Annotated in this window: 6 protein-coding genes; 4 read left to right on the top strand and 2 right to left on the bottom strand. The window is 70.5% G+C overall.

The annotated features are described in order from the left end of the window. Positions 1–258: 258 nt before the first annotated feature. Genes AC1DWP_RS14945 through AC1DWP_RS14930 form a run of 4 tightly spaced genes read left to right on the top strand, consistent with a single transcriptional unit; the run spans position 259 to position 4,266 of the window. Positions 259–1,347, top strand: a complete 1,089-nt coding sequence (locus AC1DWP_RS14945; RefSeq protein ID WP_477615265.1) for a glycosyltransferase — start codon at positions 259–261, stop codon at positions 1,345–1,347. After that, positions 1,335–2,402, top strand: coding sequence for a glycosyltransferase (locus AC1DWP_RS14940; RefSeq protein ID WP_477615264.1), 1,068 nt, complete (start codon positions 1,335–1,337; stop codon positions 2,400–2,402). Before AC1DWP_RS14945 ends, AC1DWP_RS14940 begins: the two co-directional genes overlap by 13 nt. Beyond that, positions 2,399–3,424, top strand: coding sequence for a glycosyltransferase (locus AC1DWP_RS14935; RefSeq protein ID WP_477615263.1), 1,026 nt, complete (start codon positions 2,399–2,401; stop codon positions 3,422–3,424). The genes AC1DWP_RS14940 and AC1DWP_RS14935 overlap by 4 nt, the downstream gene beginning before the upstream one ends. Beyond that, entirely contained in the window at positions 3,421–4,266 is an 846-nt protein-coding gene (locus AC1DWP_RS14930; protein WP_477615262.1) for a glycosyltransferase family 2 protein, read from the top strand. Before AC1DWP_RS14935 ends, AC1DWP_RS14930 begins: the two co-directional genes overlap by 4 nt. 48 nt (positions 4,267–4,314) lie before the next feature. Here the strand turns inward: AC1DWP_RS14930 and AC1DWP_RS14925 are convergent, their stop codons facing one another. Together AC1DWP_RS14925 and AC1DWP_RS14920 are read right to left on the bottom strand one after the other, a co-directional pair. Next, positions 4,315–4,737 carry a hypothetical protein gene (locus AC1DWP_RS14925; protein ID WP_477615261.1) on the bottom strand — a complete coding sequence of 141 codons (423 nt, stop codon included), beginning with the start codon at positions 4,735–4,737 and terminating at the stop codon, positions 4,315–4,317. 95 nt (positions 4,738–4,832) lie between these two features. Beyond that, the gene (locus AC1DWP_RS14920; RefSeq protein WP_477615260.1) at positions 4,833–19,910 is read right to left on the bottom strand and encodes a DUF7507 domain-containing protein; all 15,078 of its coding nucleotides are present in this window, start codon (positions 19,908–19,910) and stop codon (positions 4,833–4,835) included. Between the last annotated feature and the right edge of the window lie 42 nt (positions 19,911–19,952).

The raw sequence follows: 19,952 nt of genomic DNA, 5'->3' as shown, positions 1-19,952 counted from the left end.
GGATGCTCCGTCGTGGGTGCCGGGTACCGGTTGGTGCGGGCCTCCACGGCGTACTTCCATTCTTGCCCGCGGAAGCATCAGATGAAACGGTGTCGGCTGGCCGGGACGACCACTGGTCCCTCTTCGGACGGGACCTCGCCCTTGACGGCCACAGGGGTTATGTTGGGCAAGAACATCCAGAGCCGGTCAAGCAACGAGCCAGCTGCCCACGTCGGGTTTGCCGCTGGCGCGCTCGACGCCCCTTCCCAAAGGTGAGCCTTGAGCATCGTTGTCGCCTCCATCCCCTCCGGCCACGTCTACGTCAGACACCTCTCCCCGCCGACTGCCTCGGGCCAGGACGCGGTCGTGCGCATGCCCGACCCCCCATCGGGACCGTCGCCGGACTCTCCGTGGTGGCCCCCGCAGATGCTCAGGTCCGACTGGGTCACCCGCCACGCTGCCGACTTCGACGTCATGCACGTCCATTTCGGCTTCGACGCGATCGCGCCGGAGGACCTCGAGGACCTCACCAGAACCCTGCGTCGGCACGACAAGCCGCTCGTGTTGACCGTGCACGACCTTCGCAACCCGCACCACCGCACGGCAGGACTGCACGACGACCAGCTGGGGGTGCTGGTGTCCTCGGCCGATGCGGTCATCACCCTCACGCACGGGGCCGCCTCGGTGATCCGCCGTCGTTGGGGACGGGAGGCGATCGTCCTCCCCCACCCGCACGTGGTCCCGGACCAGTGGCTGGGTCGCCCCCGTCCGGACCGCGACGACTTCGTGGTCGGGCTGCACGTCAAGAGCCTGCGCGCCAACATGGACCCGCTGCCGCTCGTCGACGCGCTTGTCGCCGCCCTCCCCGGTATGCCGGGTGCCCGGCTTCGCGTCGACGCCCACACCGACGTCATGACAGCGGGGTTCGAGCGCCATGACGGTGAGCTCGCCCACCACCTGACCTCGCTGGGTCAACGCGGGCTGATCCAGCTCGAGGTTCACGACTACTTCTCCGACCACGAGCTGTGGAGCTACCTGCACGGTCTGGATGTCTCGGTGCTGCCCTACCGCTTCGGCTCCCACTCGGGCTGGTTGGAGGCGTGTCACGACCTCGGCACGTGGGTCGCGGTCCCGGACTGCGGGTTCTACGCCGAGCAGCACCCGTGCCTCACCTATGCCGCGTCCGGACCCGGGCGTGCCGCGTCCCTCGTCGAGGCGGTGCGCACCGCACACACCCGTTGGCTGACCGGGGAGGTCGCCCCGCGCGCTGAGCTGGCGCAACGGCAAACCGAACGCCTGTCCCTCGCCCGCTCCCACGAGGAGCTCTACGCGGACGTCCTGGAACGCAGGCTCTCATGCACGTCGTGATCCTCGCCGCGGCCCGTCACCCCCTTCGGCAGCCGTTCGCCGGCGGCTTGGAGTCGCTCACCTGGGCCCTGGTCCGGGGCCTGCGCGAACGCGATGTCGACGTGACACTGTTCGCGGGCCCGGGAAGCGATCCGGCCCTGGATGCCCGGGAGCTGACGGTGGCACCCTTCCACCTGAGTGACGTGGCCCGGAGCGATGCCTCGATGCCGCCCGAGCCGTGGCTTCGTGAGCACCACGCCTACCTCCAGGTGATGCTCGAGCTCAGGGATCGTCTCGATGTGGACGTCATCCACAACAACAGCCTTCACTTCCTCCCACTGGCGCTCGCGCAAGCCTGCGCTGCGCCGATGCTCACCACGTTGCACACACCCCCGACTCCGTGGCTGGAGCCGACCATTGCCCTGATGGACCAGACGCGCAGCACCTTCGTCGCGGTCAGCACCCACACCGCGCGCCAGTGGGAGCACGTGGCCCACGCCGAGGTCGTCCACAACGGCGTGGACACAGCGGCGTGGACTCCGGGCCGCGGCGGCGACGACCTCGTGTGGGTGGGTCGGGTCGTCCCCGAGAAGGCGCCGCACCAGGCGATTCGCGTCGCCACGGCCAGCGGCCGAAAGATCCGGCTCGCCGGTCCTGTCGGGAACGCGGAGTACTTCCGCTCCGAGGTGCAGCCGCTCCTCGGGCCGCGTGCCGAGTACGTGGGCCACCTCGACGCGGCCGCCCTGCACGACCTGGTCGGGTCGAGCGCGGCCATGGTCGTCACGCCTGAGTGGGACGAACCGTACGGACTGGTCGCCGCCGAGTCCCTCGCCTGCGGCACGCCCGTCGTCGGGTTCCGCCGCGGCGGGCTGCCGGAGTTCGTCGTCGACGAGTGCGGCGCCCTCGTCGCGCCCGGTGACGTCGCTGCAGCGGCCGCGGAGGTCGACCGCGTCTGCGCCATGGATCGTCAGGGTTGCCGTGACCACGCCGTGTCCCACTGCTCCCTCGACGTCATGGTCGACGCATACCTGGCTCACTACCTCGATCTCGCCACGAGACTGGGGAGGGCCGCGTGATCGGCTACTACGCCCACCACCAGGGCGCCGGCCACATCACACGGATGCTGAGCATCGCGGCCGAGATGGACGAGCCGGTCTGGGGCCTGAGCTCCTCCCCCGCTCCCACCGGCTGGGCCTCGGGATGGACCCAGCTGGCCCGTGACGACGACCCCGACGCGGCGCAGCTCGCGCGGGACTGCGACGCGACGGCGCACGGCGTCCTGCACTGGGTGCCCCGCGGACATGAAGGTCTGGCCCGTCGGTCGGCCCAGCTCACGGCCTGGGTCGACCACGAACGGCCACGGGCGCTCGTGGTCGACGTCTCGGTGGAGATTGCGTTGCTCGCGCGACTCTGTGGGATTCCGACGGTGGTCGTGGCCATGCCGGGACGCAGGCGCGACCGGGCACACCGGCTCGCCTACGACACGGCCGACGCCCTCCTGGCGCCGTGGCCGCAGGGTGCTCACGACCACGACTGGCCCCGCGGGTGGACCGACAAGGCGTACTTCGTGGGAGCCATTTCCAGGTTCGACCACCTCGGTGCTGCGTCACCGGCTCCCGCGCACCGAGCCACTGCAGGAAGGACCGTGCTCGTGCTCTGGGGGGCTGGCGGCCGGACCACCACGCGGTCCGAGCTGGAGGCGGCGCGAGCAGCCACTCCCTCATGGACCTGGGTCGAGCGTGCGCCAGGGGTCTCGTCGACGAACCAGCTCTGGGACGACCTTCGGCGAGCCGACGTCGTGGTGACCCATGCCGGGCAGAACGCGGTGGCCGAGGTCGCCGCCGCCCGTCGACCGGCAGTCGTCGTGGCCCAGGCGCGACCCTTCGACGAGCAGGTGGCGACTGCACGTCGGCTCGACGAGTGGGGGATCGCTGTGGGACGCCCCACCTGGCCGAGGGCCGAGCACTGGCCGGCCGTGCTCGAGCGTGCCCTTCGCCTGGGTGGGGACGGTTGGGAACGCTGGTCCACCGGGCGAGGTGCGAGGGACGCCGCGGCGGCCCTGCCCAACGTGGGAGTCCGGGCAGGCGTCAGCTCGTGACCGAGGCAAGGGCTGCCGTCGTCACGATTGCGCACGGGCGCCACGAGCACCTGCGCGGCCAGGCGTGGGGACTCCTCCGTCAGACCCGCACCGCCGACCTCTACGTTGTCGTGGCGATGGGTGATCCCGAGATCGCCACGGTCGCCCGCGAGCAGCATCCTGACGTGGTTGTGCTGGACGTCGCGCCGGTCGACTCCGAGCTGCCCCTCGCCGCGGCCCGGAACGCCGGAGCCCGTGCGGCGATCCACGAGGGCGCTGAGGTGCTCATCTTCCTCGACGTCGACTGCATCCCGGACTCGACCACCGTCGCGCGTTACGCCGGTGTGGTGTCGACCCTGTGCCGGGCAACACCCGTGGTCGCCTGCGGGGAAGTGCGCTACCTACCGCCCGTTGGCCACCCATCTGAGTACCGCGTTCCCGGACTGGGTGACACTGCTCAACCGCATTCCGCACGCCCCTCTCCGGCCCCCGACGCCGTGCTCGTCGCCGAGGACGCACGCCTCTTCTGGTCGCTGTCCTTTGCCATGTCCACTCGCGACTGGCTGGCCCTCGACGGCTTCGACGAGGCCTACGTCGGGTACGGCGCTGAGGACACCGACTTCGGCCAACGCCTGACGGCAGCCCAGGGTGACCTGCTCTGGGTCGGCGGCGCCGCGGCATACCACCAGCACCACCCGACGCACACTCCGCCCGTGCAGCACCTGCACTCGATCGTGCGCAACGCCAACGTCTTTCATGACCGTTGGGGGTGGTACCCCATGGAGGGATGGCTGGCTGAGTTCGCGGGCCGGGGCCTGGCAGAACGGGACCACTCCACGGGGCAGTGGTCCGTCAGCCGGTGAGCGAGCGCGCCCACGCCTGTTTGGCCTCGAGTCAAGCAGTCGTGCGACTCAGGCGGGTGCCTTGGTGGCGCTGGGCACGCAGGACACACCCTTGTTGCTTCCCTTGTAGAACTTGTCCGCCTTGACGGTGGCGGACTCTCCGGGAGCCAGCGTCCGGGTGATCTGCTTGGAACCGAGGACGGTGCCGCCGTCGGTCTTGGCGACGGCCACCATCACGGTGTAGGTCACCTTCGCCTTTCCAGCGTTGGTGAGCTCGCCCGAGAAGGACCAGGCGCCTGCTGCGTACGTGCACGTGGCGTCATGCAGGTCCTTGATCGCTCCGGCGGGCTGGGTCTTGGGTGGCGAAGCGGTCACGGTGGCCGGCGGGTTGGGGTTCGGGGTGTCGGTCCCCTTCTCCCCCTGGCAGCCCGCAGCCGCCAGCAGCACGGCGCCGAGGACCGCACCCTTCATCACGATGGAAGGCGAACGCATACGTCAAATCTCCTTGGGCTGTCTGTCTGTTGCTTGCTGTGTCTGGTTGAGTGCGGTGTCTGGTTGCTTGCGGTGTCTGTTGCTCGCGAGGCCTGTTACCCGCGGTGTCTGCCGGCAGCGGCGGCCGGGTGACCGTCAGCACGGCGGCGCCCGAGCAGGAGCAGGAATCCGAGCACGAGCAAGGCGAGCGCAGCTCCCAGCATGGTGAAAGCGTTGCTTCCCGTGAAGGCCAGACCGTCCGGAAGCGGGCTCGGGTCGTCTCGAAACTCCAGCCCAGGTGGACCGGCGGGCGGATCGGCCGGCGTCGTGACCGCATCGGCATCCCGGACGACCTGCCCACCCGGCCCCTCGCCGGTGGCGGTGGCGACGTTGCGCACCTGACCGGCGGCCACTTCGCTGGCCGTCACCCGGTGGCTCGTCACCAGCTCGGTGCAAGCCACCGACTCACCCGGCGCGACCGGTCCACGCGCGCAGAGCGCATCGTCGATGCCCAGCATGGCGTCGGTGATCCGGATCGAGGTCAACGTGACGGACCCGGAGTTCGTGACGGTGAGTCCGTAGTCGATCGTCTCACCGGCATCTGCCGCGCCGTTGCCGTCGCGGTCGTTGAGGGTCGCCGTCTTCCGCAGCGTGATGGCGCTCGGGCCGGCGGTCTGGAACGAGACCGAGCCATCGGCCGTCACGCTGCTTCCACCGGGGCCGCGACCCGTGACGGTGGCTGCGTTCTCCACGTGACCGGCGTCGAGGTCGGCCTGGGTCAGTGCGTAGGCCGGAGCGGCGCAGGTGCGCGAGGCGCCCGGAGCCAGGGGTCCGGAACCACACGGCATACCGGCCAGGGCCAGCTTTGCGTCGGTCACGGTCACCGGTTCCAGGGTGGTGGTCCCCTTGTTGGTGACGGTGAACGAGTAGGTGACCGAGTCGCCGACGTCCGTGCCGTTGTCGTCGAGGTCGGCGACGGCGCTGGCGGACTTCACCAGCCCGATCGCGCTGACCGGGGTCAGCGTGACCGCGGCCGTGTCGGTGACCGAGGGCAACGAGCCCTGCGGGCCGGTCGCCACGAGCGTCGCCGTGTTGTCCACGCGACCCCGGTCGATGTCCGCCTGCGTGAGGACGTATGCCGCGGCCGTGCACGTCATCGACGTGTGGGCTGCGAGCGTCGTCGACGGGCAGCTGACGGTGCCCAGCTTGGGGTCGGTCACCTGCACCCCGGTCAGGGTGAGGTTGGAGGTGTTCGCCACGACGAAGGAGTAGGTGACGGTGTCGCCGGCGTCCTGCCCGTTGTGGTCGACATCGACCACGGCGCCTGCCGACTTGTCGATCGTCATCGTGGCGAGGTTGGTCAGGGGTGTCCGGGTCGTCGACTCGTCCGTCGGATCCGTGCCGGTGCGGGCGTCTCCGGTAGCGGTGGCGGTGTTGACCACCTGCCCGGCGTCGATGTCGCCCTGGGTGAGGACATGGACCGGGGCCTCGCAGGTCGCCGAGTCGCCCGGCGCCAGTGACGCCACGCACGGCACGTCGACCAGCCCGAGCATCGGGTCGTCGATCGTCACCGGTGCGAGGGTCTGCGCGCCGGTGTTCTCGACGAGGAAGTCGAAGGTCATGGTGTCGCCGGAGTCTGCACCGTTGCCGTCGACGTCGACGATGGCCGACGAGTGCTTGGTCAGGTCGATCGAGGCCGCCGGGGTGAAGGACACGGTCGCCGAGTCGTCGCCGCGTACCGGCGCCGCCCCGCCCGGGGGTGTCCCTGTGACGACAGCCGTGTTGTCCACGCGGCCGGCGTCCACGTCAGCCTGGGTGAGCGGGTGGACCGCCGTGCAGTCGGCGCTCTCGCCCGGGGCGAGGGACCGGGCGCAGGTCAGGCCGACCAGCCCCAGCTTGGCGTCGTCAAGGCTCAAGGGGCTCAACGTCTGCGAGCCGTCGTTGGTGACGGTGAAGGTGTAGGTCACGGTGTCTCCAGCATCCACGACAGTCGGCAGGGCTCCTCCGGAAACCGTCGGGGCTGCGCCCGACTTCGCCAGCGAGACCGCGTTGCGCGGCGTGATCGTGACGACCTCGGAGTCGGTCGCGCCGACCGGGTCGCCCTCCGGGTTCGTGGCGCTGACCGAGGCCGTGTTGTCCACCCGCCCAGCGTCGACGTCAGCCTGCGTGAGGACGTACCGGGCCGCCGTACAGGTCATCGACGCGCGCGGGGCGAGGGAGTCCTGCGGGCAGGTCACCCGGCCCACCTTCGGGTCGGTGACCTCGAGCGCCTCGAGGGTGACGTTGGAGGTGTTGGTGACCCTGAACGTGTAGGTCACGGTGTCACCCGCGTCGGTCACGGTGGTCAGGGCACCCGCGCCGACGCTCGGCGCACCCGCCGTCTTGAGGAGCGCGATGGTCGCGAGGTTGTCCACGTCCACGGTGGCGGTCGACGTATCGGTCGGGTCCGTGCCCACCGGGGCGTCGCCGGTCGCGGTGGCGACGTTGACGACGGCACCGGAGTCCACGTCGGCCTGCGTGAGCAGATAGGGCGCGGGCCCGTCACAGGTGGCGGTGCGGCCGGGAGCCAGCGAAGCCACACAGGTGAAGGCGGGGCCGCCGAGGCGGCTGTCCGTGATGGTCACCGGAGCCAGCGTGGTGCTGCCGCCGTTGGTGACGGAGAAGCTGTAGTCCACCGTGTCACCCAGGTCAGGGCCGTTGCGGTCGAGGTCATGGACTGCCGAAGCCGTCTTGGTCAGCGACAGGGCATTGGTCGGGGTCAGGTCGACCCGTGCGAGGTCCGTGTAGCTGACGGGTGCGCCGGTCGGCGGGGTGCCCGACACCGATGCGAGGTTGTCCACCCTGCCCGCGTCGATGTCCGACTGGAGCAGCGGGTAGCTGAAGGCGCAGGTGGCGCTGGCTCCGGGAGCCAGGCTGCTGCCGCCGTCGCAGACCACCGAGTCGAGGCCGAGCTTGGCGTCGGTGACGCGCACCGGGTCGAGGGTGACGTTGCCCGTGTTGGTGACGAGCAGCGTGTAGACGACCGTGTCTCCCGCATCGGTCACGGTGTCGAGGCGACCCTTGGCGACCGTCGGCCTCCCGGCGGTCTTCTCGATCGTCACGGAGGGGTCGCTCGCGACCGTCGTGACGGCGGTGTCCGTGCCGGTGGCCGGCGGGTCGCTCGGGTTCGGCGGGACCGCGGTGGCGGTCGCCGTGTTGATGATGCCTCCGTCGTCGACCTCGTCCTGGGTGAGGGCGTGCACCGCGGTGCAGGTGGTCGCCTCCCCGGGCGCCAGCGTGGCCACGCACTGCAAGGCCGCCAGGTTCAGCGCCGGGTCGGAGATCGAGACGATCGTCAGCGTCGTGTTGCCGGTGTTGGTCACCAGGAACGTGTAGGTGATCGTGTCACCCAGGTCACCCGCCCCGTTGACCGGGACATCCGTGTCGGTGACCGCACCGGCCTGCTTGTCCAGGGACAGCGAGCTCGCGGCCGGTACCAGCACGACGGCAGTGTCGCCGCCGCTCACGGTGGCGCGGTCGGGGTCCGTGGCCGTGGCGGTCGCAGTGTTGTCGACCCGACCGGCGTCGACGTCGACCTGGGTCAGGACGTAGGGCGCCGCCGTGCAGGTGGTCGAGGTGTGCGGTGCCAGCGTCGTGTCAGTGCAGGTGACGGCGCCGAGCAGGGGGTCGCTCACCGCAACGTCGGTCAGGGTCACGTTGGAGACATTGGTGACGGTGAAGGTGTACCGCACCGTGTCGCCGGCGTCGGTCACCGTGGCCAGCCGCCCGGCCGCAACGGTCGGGGCTCCCGCCACCTTGTCCAGCACCAGTGACGCGAGGTTCCTGACGTCCACCGTGGCGTCGTCGGTCGCCGTCGGGTCCGTGCCGGTCCCGGCACCGCCGGTGGCGGTGGCCGTGTTGAGCACCTCGCCGTTGTCGACGTCCTGCTGCGTGAGCAGGTATGCCGCCGGAGCCGGGCACGTGGTGCTGGCGCCGGGCGCGAGCGACGTGGTGCAGACGTAGTCCACGAGGCCGAGCTTGGCGTCGGTGATGGTGACCGGGGCCAGCACCCCGGAGCCGTCGTTGGTGACGGTGAACGTGTAGTCCACCGTGTCACCGACATCGGGGCCGTTGCCGTCGACGTCGACCACCTGGGACGCGGACTTCACCAGCGACAGGGCGTTGCGCGCCACGATTGCCACGTGCACCGAGTCGCTGTGGGTGACGGGCGCGCCGGTGGGCGGGTTGCCACTGGCCGAGGCCGTGTTGTCGACACCGGCGGCGTCGATGTCCGGCTGGCCCAGGGTGTACGTGAAGCTGCAGCTGGCCGAGGCACCCGGCGCCAGCGAGGTCACGCCGGCGCAGACCGCAGTGGACAGCCCGAGCTTCTCGTCGGTCACCGTGACCGAGCTCAGTGACACGCTGCCGGTGTTGGTGACCACGAGGGTGTAGTCAACTGTGTCTCCCGCGTCGGTGACGGTGCCGAGGCGGCCGGCAGCCACGGTCGGCGTGCCTGCGGTCTTGTCGATCCTGATCGACGGGCTCGGGGCGATGACCACGGAGTCGTCGTCGGTGTCGGTGACGGGCGAGACGCTCGCACCCGGCGGCATACCACTGGCTGTCGCGGTGTTGTCGACGCGACCGGCGTCGACGTCGCCCTGGGTCAGGACGTACGTCGCCGTGCACTCGGCCGTCGCACCGGGTGCCAGAGCGGTGACACAGGTCAGAGCGGTGACGCCGATGCGGGCATCGGCGATCGTCACCGGGCTCAGCGTCTGCGAGCCGGTGTTCGTCACGGTGAAGGTGTACGTCACCGAGTCACCCGCATCGGTGGTCGTGGCAAGACGGCCGGCCGAGGTGGTCGGTGCAGCACCGGACTTGTCCAGGCGCAGGCCGCCCTGCGGGGTGATCGTGACGGCCGCGTCGTCCGCGTCGTTCACCGGCTTGTCGCCGGGCGCCAGGGCAGCCACCGTCGCGTGGTTGTCCACCCGACCGGCATCGATGTCGGCCTGGGTCAGCCGGTAGGGAGCGGCGGTGCAGTCCATGGAGGCGTGCGACGCCAGGGTCGAAGCCGGGCAGGTCACGGTCCCGACCAGGGCGTCGGTGACCTCGACCGAGGTCAGCGTGACGTTGGACGTGTTCGTCACCGTGAAGGCGTACCTGACGGTGTCGCCCGCATCGGTGACGGTGGGCAGGGTGCCGGCGGAGACCGTCGGGGTGCCGGCCGTCTTGGTCAGCACGACCGAGCCGACGTTGGTCAGCTGAGTCGTCGTCGAGGACTGGTCGCTCGGGTCGGTGCCGACCGGGGAGTCACCGGTCGCGGTGGCGAGGTTGGTCGCGGTACCGGCGTCGATGTCGGCCTGGGTGAGCACGTAGGCCGCGGGGGCCGGACACGTTGCGGTGGCACCGGGGGCCAAGGTCGCGACGCACTCGAGATCGGTGAGCCCCAGCCGCGGGTCGGTGATCGTCACCGGCGACAGCGTCGTCGAGCCGTCGTTGGTGACGGTGAACGAGTAGTCGATGGTGTCACCGGCGTCGGCGCCGTTGCCGTCGAGGTCGTTGATCGCCGAGGCGTTCTTGACCAGCGACAGTGCCGGGGCGGGCGTCAGCGGGACCGGGACCGTGTCCTGCGGTGTGATGGCCGGGCCCGTCGGCGGGGTGCCCGAGGCGACGACGAGGTTGTCGGCATCCGCGACGTCGATGTCGGCCTGGGTCAGCTCGTAGGTGAACGTGCACGTCGCCGCGGACCCGGGAGCCAGCGCCGTGGTGCCATCGCAGGGGACGCCGGACAGCCCGAGCCGCTGGTCGGTGAGGAGCACCGGGTCCAGGGTGACGTTGCCGGTGTTCGCCACGGTGATCGTGTAGACGACGGTGTCACCGGCGTCGGTGGCGGTGGCGAGCCGGCCCGCGGCGACCGTCGGCGTGCCCGCGGTCTTCTGGACGGTGAGGGCAGGCGAGGAGCCGACCGTGACGGTCACCGAGTCGACTGCTGTCACGGGCGGGGTCGAACCCGGCGGCGTCGCCGACGCCGTGGCCCTGTTGGTGAAGCCGCCTGCGTCGACGTCCGCCTGGGTCAGCACGTAGGCGGGCGCGGAGCAGCCACGCACGGCGCCGGGCGCCAAGGGGCCTGAGCCGCACGGCATACCCGGCTGCCCGATCCGGGGGTCCGCGATGGTGACGCTGTCGAGCGTCGTCGCACCGGTGTTGGTCACGGCGAACGAGTAGACGATGGTGTCGCCGGCGTCGAAGCCATTGTCGTCGACATCGGTGGGGGTGCCAGCCGTCTTGTCGAGGGTGATCGAGCTGGCCGGGGTCAGCACGAGGTCCTCGACGTCGGAGGCGGAGACCGGGCCGGCCGGGCTCGAGGCAGCCGCAGAGGCGAGGTTGTCCACTCGCGCGGCGTCGATGTCGGTCTGGGTCAGCGGGTAGCCCGCCGAGGTGCAGGTCATGACCGCACCGGGAGCCAGCGTCGCCGTCGGGCAGGTGACCGCGACCGTGGCCGCGGCCAGCATCGCGTCGCTGACCGTGACGTCGGTCAGGGTGACGTTGGAGGTGTTCTCGACGCGGAAGGTGTAGACGACCGTGTCGCCCGCGTCGGTGACCGTGGGGAGTCGGCCGGCGCTCGTGGTGGGCGTGCCCGCGCTCTTGACGATGTCGATGCCGGTCACGCGGTCGACCAGGCGGGTCTCGTCGTCGGTGTCGGTCGGGTCGGCACCCAGCGGGGCGTCAGCGGTCGCCGTCGCCGTGTTGTCGACCGACCCGGCGTCGACGTCCGCCTGGGTCAGCGCGTAGACCTTCGTCGCCTCGCAGGTCGCCGTGGCACCGGGAGCCAGCGGACCCGCGGTGCAGACCAGACCGGACAGGGCCAGCTTCGGGTCGTCGATGGTGACATCCGTGAGCGTGGTGCTGCCGGTGTTCTGGACCGTGAAGAAGTACTCGATGGTGTCGCCGGGGCTGGTGCGCCTGTCCTGGTCGACGTCGGTGATGCTGCCCGCGGTCTTGGTGAGGATGATCGAGCTGCGCGGGGTGAAGACCACCTGCGCCGGGTCGCTGTCAGACACGGTGCCGTTCGGGCTGGTCGCCTGGGCGGTGGCTGTGTTGTCCACCCGGCCCCTGTCGACATCCTGCTGGGTCAGCGAGTAGGTCGCGGTGCACTCGGTCGACTCGCCGGGAGCGAGCGGCGCGGTGCCACAGACCAGGCCGGTCAGGCCGAGCAGACCGTCGTCGATAGCGACGTTGGAGACCGTGGTGGCGCCGGTGTTCGTGACGGTGAACGTGTATGTCACCGCGTCACCGACGTCGGGGCCGTTGGCATCGGGATCGGTGGGCGCGCCTGCCGTCTTGTCGAGGCTGATCCTGCTGACCGGGGTCAGGACCACGTCGGCCGGGTCGGTCGCCTGGACCGAACCGTTCTGCGGCGTGGTGCCGCGCACCGTGGCGGTGTTGTCGACGCGACCGCGGTCGATGTCGGCCTGGGTCAGCGCGTACGGCGCCGACGAGCAGGTCATCGAGGCGCGCGGCGCGAGGGTCGTGGCCGGGCAGGAGAGGCCCACGCCGGCACCGGCGAGCATCGGGTCCGTGACCACGACGTTCGTGAGGGTGAGGTTCGAGACGTTGGTGACGACGAAGGTGTAGACGACCGTGTCACCGGCGTCCTGGCCGCCCGCGTCGACGTCGCTCACTGCACCAGCGGTCTTGGCCAAGGTCAGCGACGCGAGGTTGGCGACCTGGACGGTCTCGGAGTCGACCGCCGTCGGGTCGGGGCCGGCCGGGGCGTCACCCGTCGCCGTCGCGGTGTTGTCGACCGCGCCGTGGTCCACGTCTGCCTGCGTCAACAGGTAGTCCGAGGGCGCCGCACAGGTGGCCGTGTCGCCGGGGGCGAGGGTCGTCACGCACGGGAGGTCGGTCAGACCCAGCTTGCTGTCGGTGATGGTGACCGGAGCCAGCGTCGTGGTGCCCTGGTTGGTGACGGCAAAGGTGTAGCTGATTCTGTCACCGGCGTCCGGGCCGTTGCCGTCCGCGTCGACCACGGACGAGCCCGACTTGACGAGGCTGATCGCGTTGACCGGGGTGACCGCGACCGTGGCGGTGTCGGTGGCGGTCACGGGGCCGTTGGGCGACGCGGCGCCGGCTTGGGCCTGGTTGTCGATCCGCCCTGCGTCGATGTCGGCCTGGGTCAGCGTGGCCGTCGCCGTGCACTGGACGGAGGCGCCCGGGGCGACCGGTCCGGTGGCGCAGAAGGAGTCGGTCAGGCCGAGCTTCGCGTCGGAGATCCGCACGGTGGTGAGCGAGGTGACGCCGGTGTTGGTGACGACGAACGTGTAGGTGACGGTGTCGCCGGCGTCGGTGGCACTGGCATTGGCCCCGTTCGCGACAGTCGGCGTGCCGGCCTGCTTGTCCAGGACCAGCGAGCTGACCGGGGCGAGCGCGCGGTTGGCCGTCGCCTCGTCGGTGACGACCTTGTCCTGCGGGTCGGTGCCCTCGACGGTGGCGGTGTTGTTGACCGCCCTGAGGTCGATGTCCGCCTGCGTGATCGTGTAGGTCCGCGTGCACGTGACGATCTGGCCGGGGTCGAGGCTGTCGTCGTCACACGTGTAGCCACTCAGGCCGAGCTTGCCGTCGTCGATGCCGACGTCGGTCAGCGTCACGTTGGACGTGTTGGTCACCGTGAACGTGTAGGTGATCGTGTCACCGGCGTCCGTCGAGCCGGGCAGCTGCCCTCCGGCCGTCGTGGGGACGGAGGCGGTCTTGGTCAGCTCGATGGCCGCGACCCGGGTCACTGGTGCGGTGGCGGCGTCCGAGTCCGACGGGTTGGCACCCGCCTTGGCCGTGCCGGTGACCGTTGCCGTGTTGTCGACCTTGCCCGCGTTGATGTCCGACTGGGTCAGCGGGTAGGTCACCGGCGAGGTGCAGGTCAGGCTGGCGCCGGGCGCCAGCGGTCCCTCGGAGCACAGGAAGTTCGACAGCCCGAGCAACCCGTCGGTCAGGACGAGGTGCGTCAAGGTGCTGCCACCGGTGTTCCTGACCGTGAACGAGTAGGTGATCGTGTCACCGGGGCTGGGGCGGAGGTTTCCGTCGACGTCCGTCACGGTGCCCGCGGTCTTGGTCAGCTCCACGGCGTTGGTCGGAGCGACCGGCTTGGTCTCCTGGTCTGTGGCGGACACCGTGCCGCCACCCGGGACGCCACCCGTGGCCGTGGCCGTGTTGTCCACCCGGCCTGCGTCGATGTCCGTCTGCGTCAGGGCGTATGCCGTGCTGGTGCACGTGACGCTCGCACCCGGGGCCAGGCGGCCCGAGGGGCAGGTGACCGTCCCCGCACCCAGCATCGGGTCGGTGACTGCGATGGGGTCGAGTGACGTCGCTCCGGTGTTCGTGACCGTGAACGTGTAGACGATGGTGTCGCCGGCGTTCTGGGTGGTGGAGCTGTCGGCGTCGGTGACCGTGCCCGCCGCCTTCACCAGGGCCAGGCGACTGAGGGGCGCGAAGCCGGCCGTCTCGGTGTCGGCGTTGGTCACGGGGGCGCCGCCGGGCGGCGTGCCCGTCACGGAGGCGGTGTTGTCGACCTTGCGAGCGTCGACATCGGCCTGGGTCAGGACGTAGGGCGTCGGAGCGGCGCACGTCGCGGAGGCACCCGGCGCCAGCGGACCAGCGGTGCACAGGAGGTTGCTGATCCGGAGCAGGGGGTCGGACACGAGCACCTGCGTGAGCGACTGCCGCCCCGTGTTCGTGACCGTGAACGAGTAGGCGATGGTGTCACCCGCGTCGGGGCCGTTGCCGTCGACGTCGTTGACGGCGCTCGCAGTCTTGACCAGGGCGATCGAGTTGACCGGGGTGAACGTCCGGGTGGCCGAGGCGCTGGCCTGGACCACGACATTGCTCGGTGAGGTGCCGCTCACCGTCGCCGTGTTGTCCACGCGTCCGGCATCGACGTCAGCCTGGGTGAGGACGTAGGCCGGGCTCGCGCAGGTGACGCTCTGTCCCGGGTTCAGCGTGGCGGTGGAGCAGACGAGGTCGACCAGGCCGAGCTTGCCGTCGTCGATCGAGACCGAGGTCAGCGGCACGTTCGAGGTGTTGGCCACGGTGAACGTGTAGGTGACCGTGTCCCCCGCGTCCGGGCCGTTGCCGTCCGCGTCCGAGACTGCGCCGGCCGCCTTCGTGAGGGTGATCGACGCGACGTTGGCGATCGAGGTCGACGTGGTGGAGGTGCTGGTCGGCGGCGTCCCGGACGGCGGAGTGGCTGTCGCCGTCGCGGAGTTGTTCACGCCACCGGCGTTCACGTCCGCCTGGGTCAGCGTGTAGACGACCGTCGTCGAGCAGGCAGCGGTGGCGCCGGGGGCCAGCGAGGGCACGCAGGCGGCGTTGGTCAGCCCGAGCCGGGCGTCGTCGAAGCGGACGTTCGTCAAGGTCGTGCTGCCGGTGTTGAGGACCGAGAACGTGAAGGTGATCGTGTCTCCGGCATCGGCACCATTGCCGTCCAGGTCGTTGATGCCGCTCGCCGCCTTGGTCAGCTTCAGCTCGTTGCGTGGCGCGATGGTCACGGTGGCGGTGTCCGTGGCGCTGACCGGGGTGGCGCCGTTCGGCGGCGTCCCCACCGCCGTGGCCGAGTTGGCGACCCGACCGGTGTCCACGTCGGCCTGGGTGATCACGTGGGGAGGGGACGTGCACGTGCGGGTCGCACCGGGGGCGAGCGCGCCCGTGCCGCAGGCGAAGTTCGTCAGGCCGAGCAGGGCATCGTTGACGACGACGTTGCTCAGGGCGGTGTTGCCGGTGTTCTCGACCACGAAGGCGTAGGTGACCGTGTCGCCGGCGTCGGGGCCGTTGCCGTCGGCGTCGACGATCGAGCCGGCCTGCTTGTCGAGGGTGAGGCTGGCCCGCTGGGTCGGCGTCGATGTCGAGGACGTGGCCGTGGGCGAAGGCAGCCCGTTCGGTGGCGTTCCCGTCGCCGTGGCCGTGTTGACCACGCTGCCGGCCGTGACGTCGGCGGCGGTGATTGTGTAGGGACCGGACGGGGAACAGGTGGTCGACTCCCCCGGCGACAGGATGGTGTCGGCACAGACGATCGTGATGCCGGCCGCGGCCAGCTTCGGGTCACTGACGCTGGTCGACGTCAGGTCGAGCGAACCGGTGTTGCGCGCCACGAAGGTGTAGGTCAGTCGGTCCCCGGCGTCGGTGAGGCCGTTGCCGTTGACGTCCTGGTACGACGCGACCGACTTCGTAAGGGTGAGGCCGGTGATCGGGGCGGCCGGCGGGGTCACACAGGCGCTGTTGTCGGTCGTGGTCCCCTGCTCCTGGCCCGAGGCCAGGGCCACCGAGTTGAAGAGCCCGGTGCCGGTGCCGCCACACGCGGCGGCTGCGGCCGAGGACGTGTAGTGGGCGGTGACGGTCACGGCATACGTCTGCGTCGTGGTCCCGGCGATCGCGGTGCCGGCGGGGGCCAGGGCATAGGGCCCGCCACTGCTCGACGAACCGCTCACGGGCCCGCTCCACGTGGTGCCGTCGACGACGAGGTTCGCAGCGAATGCGGGGGTGTCCGTGAGGACGCCGTAGGTGGTCGGCGTCTGGCCGCTGTTGGTGACGCGCACCGTGTAGGTGACCGTGAAACGACCGGTCGTGGGGTCGACGGTGCTGGGCGTGGCGGCCGTCTTGCTCACGTTGAGGCTGGCCGGCGTCGCCACCGGCTGGGTGGCGGTGGCCTGGTTGGACGTGACCGCGGCTCCACCGACAGAGGTCGCGCCGGCAGTCGCCTTGTTGACGACGGTGCCGGCGGTCGCATCGGCCGCGGTGACCGTGTAGGTCTGCGTGGGGGTGCAGGTGGCCGTCGCGCCGGGCGCCATCGGACCCGCGGCGCACGCCAGGTTGGTCACGCCGAGCTTGTCGTCAGTGATCGTGACGGACGACAGGCTGGTGTTGCCGGTGTTGGTGACCGTGAAGGTGTAGCGGATCCGGTCGCCCGGGTCGGTGACGCCGTTGCCGTTCACGTCCGTGACGCCGGCGACCGCCTTCGTCAGCGTCAGGGCCGGGGACTTGGCCACCGTGGTCGAGGTCGAGGACGGGTCGTTGACCTGGGTGCCGCGGACGGTGGTGCCGAGCGCGGTCGCGGTGTTGTTGACCGCACCGGTGTCGACATCGGCCTGGGTCAGCGTGTAGACGACTGAGGTGCAGGTCATCGACGCGCCCGGCGCGAGGGTGGTTTGCGGGCAGGTCACGGTGCCGAGCATCGGGTCGGTGACCGTGATCGAGGTGAGGGTGGCGTTGCCGGCGTTGCGCACGGTGAAGCCGAACGTGATCCGGTCTCCGGCGTCGGGACCGTTGCCGTCGACGTCGGTGACCGCGGTCGCCGTCTTGGTCAGGTCGATCACCGGGACCTCGGCGATCGTCACCGAGGTGGACGAGGGAGGCGACGTCACCGGGGTGCTGAGGTACGGCGGGGTGCCCTGGGCGGTGGCGGTGTTGTTGACCGCACCGGCGTCGACATCGGCCTGTGTCGTCGCGTAGGCGCAGGTGAAGATCCAGGTCTCGCCGTTCTGCAGGATGCCGTCGGCGTTGGTGTCACCCGAGGAGTAGGTCGGGGTGCAGCGGCTGTCGTTGACCTTCGGCGACGTCAGCTGGACCACGCCCGGGTTGGTCACGGCGAAGCGGTAGTTCACCGTCTGTCCTGCGCCGGTGAGGGGGCTCGGGACCGTCGACGAGATCGACTTCGTGAGGGCGATCGCCGGAGTGGGCGGGACCGGTGGCGCGATGCAGGCCGCGTTGTCGGTGGTCGCGCCCTGCTCCTGGCCCGCGGCGAGGGCCACCGAGTTGTACAGCCCGGTGCCGGTCCCCGCGCACGCACTCGCCTGGGTGGCGTTGGAGTAGTGGAAGGTGACCGTGAGGTTGTAGGTGTGAGTGGCACCGACTGCAATGGTCGTCCCAGCGGCGCCGATGGCGAACGGCCCGGTGCCAGTGGCGCTGCCCGTGGCCTGACCGGTCCAGGACGCGCCCGTGACGGCGAGGTTGGGGGCGAAGGCCGGGGTCTCGGCGATGGGACCGTAGGTGCCGGCGGCCGTGCCGGTGTTCGCGACCCGCACGGTGTAGGTCGCGGTGAAGTCCCCTGCGGCGTTCGGGCCCGACACACTGCCGCCGGTCTTGGAGAGGTTGAGGCTCGGGGCGGTCACGGTGACCGTCCACGTGTCGGTGTTGGTGACGGTGGCGCCGGAGAGGGTCCCGATACCGGTCGCCGTGGCCGTGTTGGTCGTGGTGGAGGTCAGGGTCGCGGCGCACGTGAAGACCCACGTCTCCCCCAGCTCGAGGACGTTGTTGCCGTTGACGTCGCCGGTCCTGGTGGCCGGCACCGAGCACTTGTCGTCGGTCAGCGTGACGTTCCTGAGTGGTTCGAGCTGCCCGGTCACCGCGTAGGAGTAGGTCACCGCAACGGGCGAGACGCCCGCGGTGACGTTGGCGGTCTTGTCGACCACGATGCCGGAGCGGCTCAGGGCGACGGGATGGTCCTCGATCTCCCCGCCGACCGCCGGGGTGGTGGGGCTGGGCGTGACGACCGATCCTGGGAAGAGTCGCAGTCGCAGGAAGGACGCGCCGGCCGAGGCCGTGGGTTTGGTCGGCCAGACCAGGGTGGCCGTGGTGGCGCCGGCGGGAACCGAGGTGGTGACCAGCTCGGTGGCCTGGAACGCGCCGTCGGCGTTGAAGTCCACCCACCCGGCGAGCGTGGCCGCTGCCCCAGTCGTGTTGCGCAAGGGCACAGCAAGACTCATGGGGCCGTTCGTGATGAGTGTCGGCGTTCCGCTGACCGCATCCTCGTCGTCGCTACCGGTGGTGTCGTCACCCGTGCCGCCAGCACTCACGGCGGCCGCCGCCTCCATGTCCCGCGAGGAGCCCAGTCCCAGGGTGGGTGTCGTGGGCGCGGCAAGGGTCGAGGACAGGCTGTGCGACGCGGTGGCCGTGCCGTAGCTGGCCGGCGCGTCGCCGAAGTCGGTGTTGAAGAAGGTGACGCTTGCGGCGCTGGGCGGGTTGAGCCCGGACGTGGAGACGTTGCTGGGGCCGTTCGTGTAGGTCGCGGCAGCATTCGACGTGACCTGGACGACGACGGTGCAGCTGGTCTCCCCGCTGGCCAGGTCGCCACCGCTGAGCGCGACCAACTGGGCGCCTGCCACGGCTGTGACCGTGCCGTTGCCACACGTGGTGGTGGCTCCGGCCGGGTTGGCAACCGTCAGCCCCGAGGGCAGCGTGTCCGTGAATGCGAAGTCGTCCTTTCCACCCAGCTCGCTGGTGTTCGTGACGGTGAGGGTGAGGGTGCTGGGTGTACCCACCGGAGCCGAGGTCGGCGAGAACGACTTGTCCAGGGCCGGGGTGGCGTCGAGGAGGCGCAGGTTGTCGAACGCGTGGTCGTTGCCGTCGCCGGTGAGCGTCTGGTTTCGCACCCGGATCTGGAGGGCCGCGAGGGCGGCTGGGGAGAGGAGAACTGCCTTGTCCGAGAAGTACCGACCGGCCCGCACCGCGTTGCCGCCATTCCCCCACGACGTGACGCCCGGCGGGAACGGCGACGTGTACGAACGGGTGGAGCTGTCAGTACAGGCCCGGATGGGGTTGACGTTGATCTTGGTCTCGGTAGCACCGTTGACGAGGTAGAAGTCGAGCCTCGAGTTGTTCGCACCTGCCAGGTAGGTGCACGAGGCCTCGACGACATCGAGGGACATGGTCACGTACCGCGACGACGTCGCAGGAAGGTTGAGCACGGTGCTCTGGAGCTCGATGTCTGCGCCAGCAGCCGCAGCGTTCCTGGTGGTCCACTCGGCCACGGCGTGGTTGGCCTGGGTGGCGGCAGTGGAGCCGTTGGCAGGGCTGGCGTCGGTGCCGCCGACCACGCCTGCATTGAACTGGCCGAGGACGTCCGCGAACCGCCGGATGTTGCTGCGGGAGTCGGCAATGTTGGGCTGGGTGCAGACACCGGTCAGGGGGAAGTTCGTGTTGGCGTACTGGACGAGCACCCCGTTGCAGTTCGCCTGGTCGACGAAGTAGGGGTCGCCGGTGTAGGTCATCCCGCCGGTGCCGGTGTACGCATCGACATCCACGGGGTCCGCGCCGGTGCCGTTCTCGAAGGTCTCGTTGAACAGCAGCACCGGCGCCGCCGGCACACCCGCCGCCGCGAAGGCCGGGGACTGGGTGGCCGAGATCACCGACTGCACGACGAGGCCCAGGGTCGCGACCAGGGCGACGACCACCAGCGACGCGGCACGCCTGCGTGCGCCTGGCGTCCACGCACG

This window comes from Pedococcus sp. P2_F6 (assembly GCF_056403675.1).
This window is presented reverse-complemented; position numbering and strand designations above follow the sequence as displayed.

Coding starts and splice junctions, on each gene's coding strand:
- AC1DWP_RS14940 (WP_477615264.1), top strand. CDS start 1,335: ATGCACGTCGTGATCCTCGCCGCGGCCCGTCACCCCCTTCGGCAGCCG.
- AC1DWP_RS14925 (WP_477615261.1), bottom strand. CDS start 4,737: ATGCGTTCGCCTTCCATCGTGATGAAGGGTGCGGTCCTCGGCGCCGTG.